Annotated in this window: 13 protein-coding genes; 5 read left to right on the plus strand and 8 right to left on the minus strand. The window is 70.9% G+C overall.

What is annotated here, in order from left to right; all coding sequences use genetic code 11:
- Window positions 1-30: 30 nt before the first annotated feature.
- Window positions 31-2,028 (minus strand): protein-disulfide reductase DsbD family protein, encoded by a 1,998-nt coding sequence (locus tag ACK8OR_RS15675; RefSeq protein ID WP_410190336.1) that lies wholly within the window; start codon window positions 2,026-2,028, stop codon window positions 31-33.
- Window positions 2,029-2,177: 149 nt separating this feature from the next.
- Between ACK8OR_RS15675 and ACK8OR_RS15680 the strand changes: the two genes are divergently transcribed.
- Window positions 2,178-2,906: a DsbA family protein gene (locus ACK8OR_RS15680; protein ID WP_410190337.1), complete on the plus strand. Its 729-nt coding sequence runs from the start codon at window positions 2,178-2,180 to the stop codon at window positions 2,904-2,906.
- Window positions 2,907-2,924: 18 nt separating this feature from the next.
- Here ACK8OR_RS15680 and ACK8OR_RS15685 read toward each other — a convergent pair whose 3' ends face one another.
- The 3 genes from ACK8OR_RS15685 to ACK8OR_RS15695 are packed head-to-tail and all read right to left on the minus strand — an operon-like array spanning window position 2,925 to window position 4,724.
- Complete coding sequence (locus tag ACK8OR_RS15685; RefSeq protein WP_410190338.1) at window positions 2,925-3,332, minus strand: PaaI family thioesterase; 408 nt, start codon at window positions 3,330-3,332, stop codon at window positions 2,925-2,927.
- On the minus strand, window positions 3,329-3,805 hold the full coding sequence (locus ACK8OR_RS15690; RefSeq protein ID WP_410190339.1) for a PaaI family thioesterase: 477 nt from the start codon (window positions 3,803-3,805) through the stop codon (window positions 3,329-3,331). Before ACK8OR_RS15690 ends, ACK8OR_RS15685 begins: the two co-directional genes overlap by 4 nt.
- Window positions 3,806-3,860: 55 nt before the next feature.
- Entirely contained in the window at window positions 3,861-4,724 is an 864-nt protein-coding gene (locus tag ACK8OR_RS15695) for a methylenetetrahydrofolate reductase (RefSeq protein ID WP_410190340.1), read from the minus strand.
- Window positions 4,725-4,821: 97 nt separating this feature from the next.
- Between ACK8OR_RS15695 and ACK8OR_RS15700 the strand changes: the two genes are divergently transcribed.
- Window positions 4,822-5,739 carry a LysR family transcriptional regulator gene (locus tag ACK8OR_RS15700; RefSeq protein WP_410190696.1) on the plus strand — a complete coding sequence of 306 codons (918 nt, stop codon included), beginning with the start codon at window positions 4,822-4,824 and terminating at the stop codon, window positions 5,737-5,739.
- Window positions 5,740-5,782: 43 nt separating this feature from the next.
- Here ACK8OR_RS15700 and radC read toward each other — a convergent pair whose 3' ends face one another.
- Window positions 5,783-6,499: a RadC family protein gene (gene radC, locus ACK8OR_RS15705; protein WP_410190697.1), complete on the minus strand. Its 717-nt coding sequence runs from the start codon at window positions 6,497-6,499 to the stop codon at window positions 5,783-5,785.
- Window positions 6,500-6,892: 393 nt separating this feature from the next.
- On the opposite strand from radC, the gene ACK8OR_RS15710 reads away from it, so the two are divergent.
- A complete protein-coding gene (locus tag ACK8OR_RS15710; RefSeq protein ID WP_410190341.1) occupies window positions 6,893-7,687 on the plus strand; it encodes an inositol monophosphatase family protein in 795 nt (264 codons plus the stop codon).
- A gap of 5 nt (window positions 7,688-7,692) precedes the next feature.
- On the opposite strand, the gene ACK8OR_RS15715 is transcribed toward ACK8OR_RS15710, so the two are convergent.
- A complete protein-coding gene (locus ACK8OR_RS15715; RefSeq protein ID WP_410190342.1) occupies window positions 7,693-8,739 on the minus strand; it encodes a hypothetical protein in 1,047 nt (348 codons plus the stop codon).
- 151 nt (window positions 8,740-8,890) lie between these two features.
- Here ACK8OR_RS15715 and deoC point away from each other — a divergent pair, with 151 nt between their 5' ends.
- Both deoC and ACK8OR_RS15725 read left to right on the plus strand, forming a co-directional pair.
- Window positions 8,891-9,841 (plus strand): deoxyribose-phosphate aldolase, encoded by a 951-nt coding sequence (deoC, locus tag ACK8OR_RS15720; protein ID WP_410190343.1) that lies wholly within the window; start codon window positions 8,891-8,893, stop codon window positions 9,839-9,841.
- 60 nt (window positions 9,842-9,901) lie between these two features.
- Window positions 9,902-12,211, plus strand: coding sequence for an aldehyde dehydrogenase family protein (locus ACK8OR_RS15725; RefSeq protein ID WP_410190344.1), 2,310 nt, complete (start codon window positions 9,902-9,904; stop codon window positions 12,209-12,211).
- Between the two features lie 7 nt (window positions 12,212-12,218).
- Here ACK8OR_RS15725 and ACK8OR_RS15730 read toward each other — a convergent pair whose 3' ends face one another.
- Both ACK8OR_RS15730 and ACK8OR_RS15735 read right to left on the minus strand, forming a co-directional pair.
- Window positions 12,219-12,377, minus strand: coding sequence for a hypothetical protein (locus tag ACK8OR_RS15730; RefSeq protein WP_410190345.1), 159 nt, complete (start codon window positions 12,375-12,377; stop codon window positions 12,219-12,221).
- 110 nt (window positions 12,378-12,487) lie between these two features.
- Entirely contained in the window at window positions 12,488-13,408 is a 921-nt protein-coding gene (locus ACK8OR_RS15735) for a hydrogen peroxide-inducible genes activator (RefSeq protein WP_410190346.1), read from the minus strand.
- Window positions 13,409-13,415: the final 7 nt, after the last annotated feature.

Below are 13,415 nucleotides of genomic sequence, written 5' to 3' on the forward strand. Positions count from 1 at the left end.
AGGCTTTTCCGGGAAAAGCCTGATCCGGTCTCAGTTCCGCGCGGCGGCGATGGCGTCGAGCACCGCCGCTTCGGTCAGCAATTCCGGCAGGGCGATGCCGCCCGGCGCGCCGGGGCCGTAGACCGCGTTGAACGGGATACCGAAGCGGTCGTGTTCGCGCAGGTAGGCGGCGATCGCCGGGTCGGGCCGCGTCCAGTCGGCACGCATCCGCACCGTGCTCGACAAGGTTTCGGTCACCTCCGCGCTGTCGAGGACGAGGCGCTTGTTGGCCTTGCAGGTCAGGCACCAATCGGCGGTCACGTCGACGAAGACGACCTCGCCTGCGGCGACCGCGGGCGCGATCCCGGCGCGGTCGAAGGGGTGCCACGGGCCGTCGGCGACAGAGCTCGCGGGGGCTGGCGGCAGGAGGAGGGCGGTCGCCACCAGCGCCGTGACACCGGTCGCAGCGACTAGGGTCGGCCGGAGTCGCAGCGCCAGCGCTCCGAGCAGCAATACTGCGACAAGCCCGGTGGCCAGCGCCACGCGCATGCCCGCCGACGCCCAGAGCACCGAGAGAAGCCAAAGCGCGGTCAGCAGAAGCAGACCGCCCAGCACCGCGCGGACCGTGCCCATCCAGCGGCCGGGCCGCGGCAGGCGGCGCACGAGTCCGGGTCGCGCCGCGACGAGGAGATAGGGGGCCGCGAGGCCGACCCCCATGGCGGCGAACAGGGCCACGATCTCGACCGGGCCGTGGGTCAGTGCGTAGGTCACCGCCGTGCCGATGAAGGGCGCGGAACAGGGCGTCGCCATGATAGCGGCGAAGGCGCCGGTGGCGAAATCGCCGCCGAGGCCGGGGCCACCCGCCTTGGCCATCCTCGTCTGCGCGCCCTGCCCTAGACCGATCTCGAACCAGCCGAACATGTTGGCCGCGAAGACCGCCATCAGCCCGATCATCAGCGCAAGGAAGGCGGGCTGCTGGAACTGGATGCCCCAGCCGACCGCGACCCCGCCCGCGCGAAGCGCGATCACCGCCGCGGCCAGCGCGAGGAAGAAGGCGAGCACACCCGCTGCCGCCGCAAGGAACCCGGCGCGGATGCGCGCGGGTGCGCGGTCCTGCGCCTGAAGCGCCGAGGCCAGCTTGATCGACAGGACTGGAAGAACGCAGGGCATGGCGTTCAGGATCAGCCCGCCCAGCGCGGCGATCAAGATCATCCACCAGAGGCTTGCCGCCCCAGTCGGCGGCGGCGGCGCCGCGGCGGCCAGCGGCGCGTCCAGAGTCGCGGCCCGCGCGCCGTCGGTCAGCGTCACGGATAACGGCCCCTCGCCCGCGGACAGGACGGGCAGCCGGGCCCAGAGCGTCCGGCCACCGTCCGAAAGGCGAATGTCGGGCGCGCCGAAGCTGGCTTGCGGGCCGCGCTCGGGGAAGAGGTCGGGCACCGCGAAGGGGGTCTCGGCGCGCGCCATGATCGTAAGCGCCGTCGCATCGAGATGCGCATTCCTCACCGATATCCCCGTCTCCTCGCCGCCGGGCACACGGGCCACGGCCTCTGCGATCCGGGCGGCGGCGCCTTCGTCCATCCCGCCCCCGACCGGCAGGTCGAGCGTCAGGGTCACGGTCTCGGGAATGCAGATCTCGGCACAGACGAGGAGGTTCGCCGCGACGTCCAGCCGCGCGGGCGCCGTGGCGTCTCCCACGCGGATGGTCAGCGGGAAGGTCACCGCGCCCTCGTAGCCGAAATTCTGGATGTCGAACGCCTCGAACCGGGTCGGGGCGGGATAGGCCAGCGCCGCGTCCGCGACATTCACCGAACCGGACCAGTCGAGCTCCGGCGGCAGGCCGACCTCGCCGGGGCTGCGCCAATAGGTCTTCCAGCCGGGCGCCAGATCGACCCGCAGCCCGGCCGAGATGGTCTCGCCCGTCACCCCGTCCGTCGCGGTCAGCAACGTCGCCGTCAGCTGGTTGCCCAGCGCGGGCACCGACTCGGCGGCCCGCAGCGGCAGGGCGAGCGCCGACAGGGCGGCAAGGAGGAGGGCGACGCGGCGGATCATCCTGCCAGATAGGCCGCGCAGCGGGGCTTGCGACAGATCGGAAGCGGCGTGGTGACGGGATCGTGACCGATCCGCACCGGCCCGCGCCCCTTGTGTCCGGCGGGCGCGCGCGGCACCCTCGCGCCCGACCTGCACCCGGAGATCCCGCCATGCGCCCCCTGACCCTTACGATGACGGCCACCGCCCTTGCGCTCCTGACGGTCCTGCCTGCCGCTGCCGAGCGCAGCGATGACGAGATCAAGGCCCTCGTGCTCGAGGCCATCCGCGAGAATCCGGAGATCGTGATGGAGGCCGTCGGCCTGATCCAGGCCGAGGAGGCCGAGGCTGCCGCTGCCGCCGCCCAGGCGGCGCTGGACGATGGGCGCGGCGCGCTCGAGGCCGATCCGAACGCGCCGATTCTCGGCAATCCCGATGGCGACGTCACCGTCGTGGAATTCTTCGACTACAACTGCCCCTATTGCCGCCGCGCGGGCGACGAGGTGAAGCAGGTGCTGGCGCTCGACGAGGATGTGCGCGTGGTGATGCGGGAATGGCCGATCCTTGGCGCAGCGTCGATCTTCGCGGCCCGCGCCGCCCTCGCCGCCCGCGAGCAAGATGCCTACGACCGGATGCACGAGGCGCTGATGAGCGCCCCGGGCCGTCTGGACGAGGACAGCGTGATGCGCATCGCCGCCGAGCTCGAGCTCGACACCGACCGGCTGCGGTCGGACATGGAGGGCGAGGCCGTACAGGCGCATATCGACCAATCGATGCGGCTGGCCCAGAGCCTCGGGTTCTCGGGCACGCCGAGCTTCGTCATTGGCGACCAGACGGCGCCGGGCCTCGTCGAGGCGGCGCAGATGCTGGACATGATCGACGCGGTGCGCGACGGGGGCTGACCCGGGCCTCACGGCGTCTCAGCTGACCTTGACCGGCACCATGGTTCCGAGCGCCGTGGCTACATGCGCGCCGTCGTCGCCATGCACGTCCGCCGCGACGGCGATGATGCGGCATCCGCTCCGCACGACCCGCCCGGTCGCTACCAGCCGCCCCGTCGCTGGGGCCAGAAGGGAAATGCGGAACTCGGAGGTGACGACCTCCAACCCGGGATCGAGGGTCGTCAGCGCGGCATAGCCCGCCGCCGAATCCGCGATCGCGAAAGTCAGGCCCGCGTGGCCGGCCCCGTGCTGTTGCGCGGTCTCGGGGCGCACCGCGGCCTCGATCCGGACCTCGCCTGCTGCGACATGCACCAGCCGCGCGCCCAGCGTCCGCATCAGGCCCTGCCGCGCGAAGCTGGCGGCGATCCTGTCGGCGATATCACTCATGCGCCGTCCATGATGATGCAGGTGGTCGAGCCGGTCGCGTAGAGCTTGCCGTCGGCGACGCCCCGGATCGTGCCCTCGGCCACGCCCGTGCTGCGGCCCGCGTGGCTGACGACGCCCTCTGCCACGATCTCGGTCCCGATGGGCAGGTTGCGCGTCACGTTCACCTTGTATTCGAGCGTCGTGTAGATGCGCCCGCGCGGCACCGTCGTCTGGACGGCACAGGCCATGCAGCTGTCGAGCAGCGTTCCGTACCAGCCGCCATGCACGGTCCCGAGCGGGTTGGTATGCTCGAAGGTCGGCGCACCGGTGAAGACGACGCGCCCCGGTTCGACCTCGGTCACGCGGTAGTTCAGCGTCCGGCCGATCGGCGGCTGCGGCAAAGTGCCGTCGCGGATCGCGCGCATGAATTCGAGGCCGGACATCGACAGGACGGTCTCGCGGGAGGCGAGATCCTCGGGGCGGTCGGCGAACATCGGGTGGCTCCGCTGCGGCTGGGGTCGTCGGCGGACCCTAGCCGCGTGCCGCGCGTCAGGCCACCCGGCTGAGGGCGGCGCGGGACGTCCGGCCCAGCGCGGTGCAGACATCGCGCGTCAGGTCGGGCCGGTTCAGCGTGTAGAAATGCAGGTGATCGCAGCCTTCGGTGACCAGCGCGTCGGCCAGTTCCGCGGCCTGCGCCACGGCGAAGAGCTCGGCGCGGTCGTCGCGTTCGGCCACGTCGAAGGCAGCGGCCAGATCGTCGGGGATCGACGCACCGCACCGGGCGGCGAAAGCACGCGTCTTCGACCAGTTTTCGACCGGCAGGAGGCCCGGCACGATGGGGGCGTCGATGCCCGCCGCCACGCAGCGGTCGCGGAAGCGAAGGAAGGTCTCGGGATCGAAGAAGAACTGGGTGATCGCCTCGGAGGCGCCTGCGTCGATCTTGCGCTTGAGCCATTCGACGTCGGCCGCGTCCGACGTCGCCTCGGGGTGGCGGTCGGGATAGGCGCCGACGCGGATGGTGAAGCCGTCCGCGGCCAGCGCTTCGATCAGCTCGACCGAGTTGGAAAAGCCGTCCGGGTGGGGCACGAAGCCGTCGGACCCCGCGGGGGGATCGCCGCGCAGCGCCACGATGTCCGACACGCCCGCCTTCCGGAAGCCGCGCGCGGTCTCCATCGTCTCGGCGCGGCTGGCATCGACGCAGGTCAGGTGGCCCGCGACGCGCAGGTCGAACTCCGCGCCGAGCGCGCCCACGGCCTCGCGCGTCAACTCGCGCGTCGTGCCGCCCGCGCCGTAGGTCACGCTGACCCATTCGGGGGCCAGCGGCGCAAGCGTCCGGGCGCAGTCCCAGAGCCGGAAGCTGCCCTGCAACGACTTCGGCGGAAAGAATTCGAACGAGACGGTGGGCGTGGGCATGACGTGATTCCTTCGGGGTCCAACCCTTGTGCCGCGATCCGGTTTCGTGAGACAGGCTCATAATCTTCAAGTTCGACATGAGGCGCACGCGATGAAGCTGCATCTGGAGTTCCGGCACCTGCGCACGATCAAGGCGATTGCGGAATGTGGTGGCCTCGCGCGCGCGGCGGATCGGCTGAACATCACCCAGAGCGCGCTGAGCCACCAGGTGAAGAACCTCGAGGGCCAGATCGGGGTGGAGCTGTTCGTGCGCCGCTCGAAGCCGATGACGCTGTCGCCGGCGGGCCAGCGCCTCCTGCGGCTCGCCGAGCAGGTGCTGCCGCAGATCGAGGCGGTGGAACAGGATTTCGCCGGGCTGAAGTCTGGCCGCACCGGGCGGCTGCACATCGCGATCGAGTGCCACGCCTGTTTCGAATGGCTCTTCCCGGTGCTCGAGCAGTTCCGCCGCGCCTGGCCCGAGGTGGATGTGGACATCCGACCCGGTCTCCAGTTCCAGGCCCTGCCCGCGCTCCAGAAGGAAGAGGTGGACCTCGTGGTGTCGTCGGACCCCGAGGCGCTACCCGGCGTCGAGTTCGCGCCCCTCTTCGACTACGAGCCGGTGTTCCTCGCCTCCTCCGCGCACCCTCTGGCGGCGAAGCCCTTCGTCGAGGCGGCGGATTTCACGGGCGAGACGCTCATCACCTACCCGGTGGATCGGCCACGGCTGGACGTATTCAGCCAGCTTCTGACGCCTGCCGGGGTGGAACCGGCGGCGATCCGGCAGGTGGAACTGACGGCGGTGATCCTGCTCTTGGTGGCGTCGAACCGGGGCGTGTCGGTGCTGCCGGACTGGGTCGTGCGCGAGGTCCGCTACAACTCCGACTACGTCACCCGCCCGCTGACCGCCTCCGGCGTCACGCGGCGGCTGTTCGCAGCGGTGCGTTCCGACGATGCCGCCAAGCCGTATATGGCCCATGTGCTGCGCCTGATGCGGACGGAGCCGGTGAAATTGCAGCGGACCGATGCACTGACCTGAGAGCTGCGGGCGCGGGTCGCGCGCAACGGCGCGTCCCGATGGCTCAGGTGGCCGCCGGGTCCTCCATCAACCCCAGCGCGCGGAACGATACCTCGCGGTCCTTTCCGACGATCATGTGGTCGTGGATGACGATATCCAGCGCGCGGCAGGCGATCTCGATCCGGGCAGTCATCTCGATATCCGCGTCGGACGGGGTGGGATCGCCGGAGGGGTGGTTGTGGATCAGCAGCAGCGCCGAGGCGTTCAATTCCAGCGCACGGCGCGCGATTTCGCGCGGGTAGACGGGGACGTGATCGACGGTGCCCTCACCCTGCGCCTCGTCGGCGATGACGACGTTCTTGCGGTCGAGGAACAGCACGCGGAACTGCTCGGTGTCGCGATGCGCCATCGTCGTCCGGCAATAGGCGACGACATCGGACCAGGACGACATGATGCAGCGGTCGAGGACGCGCGCCTGCCCCATCCGCTGCGCGAAGGCCTCGGCGATGCGGAGTTGCAGATAGACCCGGTCGGTCGCGCCCTCGACCCCGAGGAGGCGCCGCTCGGACGCCGCGACGACGCCGTTGAGATCGCCGAACTCCGCCAGGAGGCGCTTGGCGAGGGGTTTGACGTCGATCCGGGGGATCGCGTTGAAGAGGAGCAGCTCGAGCAGTTCGTATTCCGGCATGGCCGCGTGGCCGCCCGACAGGAAGCGGTCGCGCAGGCGCGCGCGATGCCCGTGGTAATGCGGCCGTGCGCACCCGTCCGGCCCGGTGACCATGCCGCCGCCCGCCGCCTGGCTGGGATGCAGACGGCCGCCAGGCTTAGGCTTCGGCGTACAGGCGGGGCGGGTCGGCGTGCCGGGCGGCGGCAGTCGCGCATCCAGCTCCATCGCGCCGCGATGGGCCGCCTCCGAGAAGCCGCCCGAGGCCGGGGCCTCCACCTCGCGGTAGACGGGGATTGCGTCGTCGTCGCCCTGTCCGGGCAGAAGCGCGCGCAGCCGGTCCCATACCAACGCCGATCTCCTCCGCATGTCCGCTCCCGCCGCGATTCCACTTGCGGTTGAGCCTAGGGGACGAGATGTGAACGCGACGTTAACGGTCGCGGAAACGGGGCTGGCCCCGCCGCGCGCCAGACGCTACACGGCGCGCCTGACCGAACTCCGGGGGCCGACATGCAGGGCAGCGCCAATCTCAACGTGATGATCAAGGCCGCCCGCAAGGCGGGTCGCAGCCTCGTGAAGGACTTCCGAGAGGTCGAGAACCTGCAGGTCAGCCGCAAGGGCCCGGGCGACTTCGTCACCCGCGCCGACCGCGCCGCCGAAGAGATCATCCGCGAGGACCTGACCGAGGCCCGGCCGAATTACGGCTGGCTGGCCGAGGAGAGCGATCCCGTCGAGGGCAAGGATCCGACGCGGCGCTGGATCGTGGACCCGCTCGACGGGACGACCAACTTCCTGCACGGGATGCCCCATTGGGCGGTGTCGATCGCGCTGGAGCACAAAGGCGAGGTGGTGACCGCAGTCGTCTACGACCCCGCGAAGGACGAGCTCTTCTGGGCCGAGAAGGGCGCGGGCGCCTGGCTCGACGGCAAGGTGCGCCTGCGGGTGTCGGGGCGCAGCACGATGGCCGATTGCGTCTTCGCGACGGGGCTCCCGTTCGCGTCCAACCGCTACCTGCCGGCGACGCTCAAGGATCTTGGGCGCCTGCTGCCGGCCTGTGCGGGCGTGCGCCGCTGGGGGGCCGCGTCGCTCGACCTCGCCTATGTCGCCGCCGGCCGCTACGACGGCTACTGGGAGCGCGGACTGAAGCCGTGGGACCTGGCGGCGGGCATCCTGATCGTGCGTGAGGCGGGTGGCATGGCCGAGCCGATCCGCAGCGACCAGACGCTTCTGGAGGACGGGCATGTCGTCGCCGCCTCGGGGTCGATCTTCGACAGGCTCGCCGGGACGCTGCGCGAGCGCGACTGACCGCGCTAGGCCGCGCCCACCGCATCGCGGCGCTGACCCATTTGGCCCAACCGCGTCATGGCGTCCGGCACGGTCGCGAACCAAGGCGCGAAGCCACCCAGATGCGCGTCCTCGGCACAAAGTTCGGCCATGCGCGCGGTCCAGCCGGGCAACGTCTCGGCCACCGGCGCGTCTCGCCCATGCCGGAGCGCGGTGGCCGCATCCGCCCAACCCTCCGCGCGTAGCACCCCCGTCATGCGGGCGAGGCGGTTCGCAGCCAGGAGCGTCGCCATCCGCCGGACCAGCGCCATCGCCTCGGGCGCGCCATTGCAGGGGCCCTCGATCAACCCATCCGTCGTCGCCCGGTTCAGGTCCCATGCAGGGTCGGAGATCGCCCATGCCAAGTCCTCGACCCCGGCACGGCGACCCGTCAGCGACCAGTCGTACCAGATCACCCTGCCGTCGGACTGCACGGCAGCCTTCGCAAGCGGCGCGTTCCAGCGCACGAAGCGGGCGGGCGGGGCCGCGAGCGCTGCGGCGACGGCCTCGAAATCCATAACCGGCTGCGCGATGCCGAGATCACCCGACAGGAACACGGGGCGCGAGACGAACTCCTCGGCCCAGGCCGGTTCCACACCGAGGCCGGGCAGTCGCGCGACAAGCTCGGGGTTGCGCATCATCGCGGCCCGGCACCCGTCGAGCGCCGCCAGCGCCCCCGCCGCCAACGCCACGCGCCGCTTCGGATCGGCCTCGGTCATCTCGACCGAAAGCCGCGCGGACCCGGCATCGCCCTGCAGCAGGAGCCCATCGGCGACGCCCAGCGGTTCGGGGACCGGCGCGCCTTCGGCATGGAGGGCGCCGAGCACGGCATGTTCAGCCGACGCGCGCGCGGCACTGGCGCGACGGGTCGCGATCACTGTCGTGCCGTCGTCCAGCTCGACCCGCATCGAGGCCCGAGCTGGGCCGCCCGGCGCGCTGATGCGCAGGACCGTCCGGCCCGTCAGCGCATGGGTCGCGGCCTTCAGCCAGCCGATGGATCCGGGGGGATGCGCGCCGGGGGTCGCGTCTGTCAAAAGGATCGCTCCTGATCGATCGGTGCCCCCAGGCACCTTGGCGTCATGGTTGCACCCGGGTCGACCGCATGCAACGGTTTTGAGGCGCTTGAACGGGCCCCGCGGCCCCGTCCGCCGGCGCTCGATCCGCCACCAGACCCCAGGCCCGCCCGTGACGCACGACCTTCCCCGCAACGCCGGACTGCCCTTCGACCGCTCGGTGGTGGATGGCGTCCGCGTCAACACGCCCGCGACGCTGCGGCGTGCGGCGACCCTGCCCGGCCGCCGGTCGGTCAAGAAGGACTGGCAGGCCGCGTGGCTGGCGCGCGCGATCAGCATGATCGACCTGACGACGCTGGCGGGGGACGACACCGAAGGCCGGGTCCGGCGGCTCTGTGCCAAGGCGCTGCGCCCGGTGCGCGCCGACCTGCTGGACGCGATCGGCCTGCCCGACCTGACCGTGGGCGCGGTCTGCGTCTACCACGAGATGGTGCCCGCCGCCGTCGCCGCGCTAGACGGTCGAATACCCGTCGCAGCGGTCAGCACGGGCTTTCCGGCCGGGCTGTCGCCCCTGCGCTTCCGACTGGCGGAGATCGAGGCGAGCGTCGAGGCCGGCGCGTCCGAGATCGACATCGTGATCTCGCGGCGGCACGTGCTGACGGGAAACTGGCAGGCGCTCTACGACGAGACCCGCGCCATGCGCGAGGCCTGCGGCGACGCCCATATGAAGGCGATCCTCGCGACGGGCGAGCTCGGCACGCTGAAGAACGTGATGAAGGCCTCGATGGTCTGCATGGCCGCCGGGTCGGATTTCATCAAGACGTCGACGGGCAAGGAGTCGGTGAATGCGACGCTGCCGGTCAGCCTGATCATGATGCGCGCGATCCGCGACTACGAAACGATGAGCGGCTTCAAGGTCGGCTACAAGCCCGCGGGCGGCGTGTCGAAGGCGAAGGACGCGATCACCTACCTGGCGCTTCTGAAGGAGGAGTTGGGGGACCGCTGGCTGCGGCCCGATCTCTTCCGCTTCGGCGCATCGTCGCTGCTGGCCGATATCGAGCGCCAGCTGGAGCATCATGTGACCGGCCGCTACTCGGTCGGGCACCGGCACGCCGTGGGGTGAGGCCGGGGGCCAGCCCCCGGACCCCCGAGGTACTTATGGCCAGAGGAAGACAGGACAGAGATGACCCGCGTGGCTGAGATTTTCGAAAGCATGGATTGGGGCCCCGCCCCCGAGGGACGCGGCGAGGCGGATGCCTGGCTGGACGAGCACGGGCGCGCGTTCGGCCATTACATCGGCGGCAAGCGCACCAAGCCGGGCGAGACCTTCGCCACGCTGAACCCCGCCGATGGAGCCGAGCTGGCGCAGGTGACGCAGGGCAGCGCGGCGGACGTGGCCGCGGCGGTGAAGTCCGCGCGCAAGGCGCAGGCGGGATGGGCCGCGACGCCCGATCACGCGCGGGCGGAGGTGCTCTACGCGATCGCCCGCGGCCTCCAGAAGCATGCGCGCCTTTTCGCGGTCCTGGAGACCCTCGACAGCGGCAAGCCGATCCGGGAGAGCCGCGACATCGACGTGGCCCTGGCCGCGCGGCATTTCTACCACCATGCGGGCCACGCGGCGCTGCGGGGCGAGACCCATCCGGGCGCGGAGCCCTGGGGCGTCTGCGGCCAGATCGTGCCGTGGAACTTCCCGCTGCTGATGCTGGCCTGGAAGATCGCGCCCGCGCTGGCGATGGGGAACGCGGTGGTCCTGAAGCCCGCCGAGTGGACGCCGCTGACGGCCCTCCTGTTCGCTGACGTCTGCGAGATGGCGGGCGTGCCGCCGGGCGTGGTCAATATCGTGACCGGCGACGGCGCGACGGGGGCCGCGCTGGTCGCCGCCGAGATCGACAAGCTGGCCTTCACCGGCTCGACCGAGGTCGGGCGCAACCTGCGCCGCGAGACCGCCGGACGCGCCATGGGCCTGACGCTCGAGCTGGGGGGCAAGTCGCCCTACGTGGTGTTCGAGGATGCCGATATCGACGGCGCGGTCGAGGGCGTCGTCGACGCGATCTGGTTCAACGGCGGGCAGGTCTGCTGCGCGGGCTCGCGGCTCCTGGTGCAGGAGGGCGTGGCCGAGGCGTTCGAGCGGAAGCTCCTGGCGCGGATGGCGAAGGTGCGCGTGGGCGACCCGCTCGACAAGGCGGTCGACATGGGCGCCCTGGTCCATACCGAACAGAAGGCGCGCATCGAGGCCATGCTGGCGCGAACCGGGGGCACGATCCATCGCGGCACGGCGCCCGAGGGCTGCTTCCTGCCGCCGGTGCTGGTGACGGATGTCCATTCCGCCGATCCGGTGATGCAGGAGGAGGTGTTCGGCCCGGTGATCGCGATGACCACCTTCCGCACGCCGTCCGAAGCCGTGATGCTGGCCAACGACACGACCTACGGCCTCGCGGCGAGCGTCTGGTCGCAGGATATCGACGTGGCACTGGACACCGCGCCGCGGATCGACGCGGGCATCGTCTGGGTGAACGGCACCAACATGATGGACGCCGCCGCCCCGTTCGGCGGCATGAAGGAAAGCGGGTTCGGGCGCGAGGGCGGCGTGGCCGGATTGGCGTCCTATCTGCGTCCCGCCTCGGGTGCGACATTGAAGCCGGTGAAGCGGCACGCGGCCAAGGGCGACGGGCCGGGCGGCATTGACCGGACCGCGAAGATGTATATCGGCGGCAAGCAGGCGCGACCCGATGGTGGCTATTCCCGCAGCGTTGCGGGGCCGAAGGGCATCGTGGGCGAGGTCGGCGTCGCCAACCGCAAGGACCTGCGGAACGCGGTCGAGGCGGCGCGGGGGGCCGCGTCCTGGTCGCGCACGACCGGGCATATGCGCGCACAGATCCTGTATTATCTGGCCGAGAACCTCGCCGCGCGGGGCGCAGAATTCGACGCGCGGCTCGCGGCGCAGGGTGCGACGGACGCGGCCGGAGATGCGGCGCGGCATCTGTTCCGTTGGGCGGCCTGGGCGGACAAGCACGATGGTCGAACGCTCGGCGTGCCGATGGGCGGGCTGGCGCTGGCGCTGAACCGACCGGTCGGCGTGATCGGGGCGTTCGCGTCCGAGGCGCATCCCTTGACCGCGATGGCGCAGGTGATCGGAGCGGCGCTGGCGACCGGCAACCGGCTCGTGCTGGTGGCCCCCGAGACCGCCCCGCTCAGTGCCACGGATCTCTACCAGGTGCTGGACACGTCGGACGTGCCGGGTGGGGTCGTCAACATCCTAACCGGCGACCACGCGGAGCTTGCGCCGCAGATGGCGGGCCACCTGGGCGTGGATGCGGTCTGGAGTTTTTCGGAGGCGGACATCTCGGACGTCATCGAGCGCGAATCCGCGGCCGATCTGAAGCGGACCTGGGTGAATGACGGGCGCGGGCGGGACTGGCGGGCGAGCGAGGCCGCCCCGTTCCTTGCGGCGGCGACCGAGATCCAGACCGTCTGGGTGCCCTTCGGCGTCTGAGCGCGGCTCAGGCCGGCGAGCGGAAGAGGAAGAGCGCGAAGGCCACGATCAGCGCAAGGATCGCGAAGCCGCCCGGGCTGGTGAGGTCGTAGGTGCTTCCGGCGATGCTGACATGCAGGTCGGGCGCACAGACGCCGCCGATATAGGGTAGATCGATGCACTTCATGGCACGCCTCCGATCGGATGGGGGTGGGAACGTGTGTTAAGGCGCAATCTGGACATGGTGATGCCGCAACCATGGCAAAATTGCAGCGAGACGGGTGGCGATCGGCGCGTCTAGCCGATCACCGTGACCTCGGGCGCCTCTTTCGACAGCGTGTCGCGGATCAGGTCGGCGATCTGCGCATAGGCGGCGTGACCGGCGGAGGTCTTGCGCCAGACCATGCCGATATCGCGCCCCGGCGCGGGGTTCGAGAGCGGGCGGGCCACGACCAGTGCCTCCCGCGCGACCTCGGAGCGGACATAGAGCGCGGGCAGAACCGAAAGGCCCAGGCCCGTGGCGACCATCTGGCGGAGCGTGTCGAGCGAGGTGCCCTCGTAATCGAGCGAGAGATGCGCGCCGACCTCCTCGGCCAGCGCGGCCACCGTGTCGTGCAGCCGGTGCCCGGCCTCGAGCGTCATCACGGTCTCGCCCGCCAGCGCAGCGCGTTCGATGACGGGGGTTTCGGCCAGGGGATGATCGGACGGAAGGACGACCTGCAAGGGCTCGTGGAAGAGCGGCTCGACATGCAGCGCGGCTTCCTCGAGCGGCAGCGGGAAGAAGAGCGCGTCGAGCGCGCCGTCGTTGAGCCGCCGCATCAGGTCGGTCGCGATCCCCTCGCGGACGTAGAACTTGAGCTTGGGATAGGCGGTATGGAGCGCCGGGATCACCAGCGGCAGGAAGTAGCTTCCGAGGCTGCCGACCACGCCGACGCGGATCGTGCCCCCGAGCGGATCGGCCCCGGTCCGGGCGAGGTCGACGATGTCTGCCACGTCGCGCAGGACGGTGCGGGCGCGTGCGGCGACATCCGCCCCCACCGGTGTCAGCGAGACCCCGGCCCGTGACCGCTCGACCAACTGCACCCCGAGCTTGCCCTCCAACTCGCGGATCTGTGCGCTCAGCGTGGGCTGCGTGACGTGCACCGTCTCAGCCGCGCGCCGGAAATGGAGGGTGTCCGCGACGGCCACGAGGTAGCGGAACTGTTGCAGCGTAGGCATTTGCACC

It is taken from the genome of Jannaschia halovivens (genome assembly GCF_046452375.1).
GTDB classification, from domain to species: Bacteria; Pseudomonadota; Alphaproteobacteria; order Rhodobacterales; family Rhodobacteraceae; genus Jannaschia; species Jannaschia halovivens.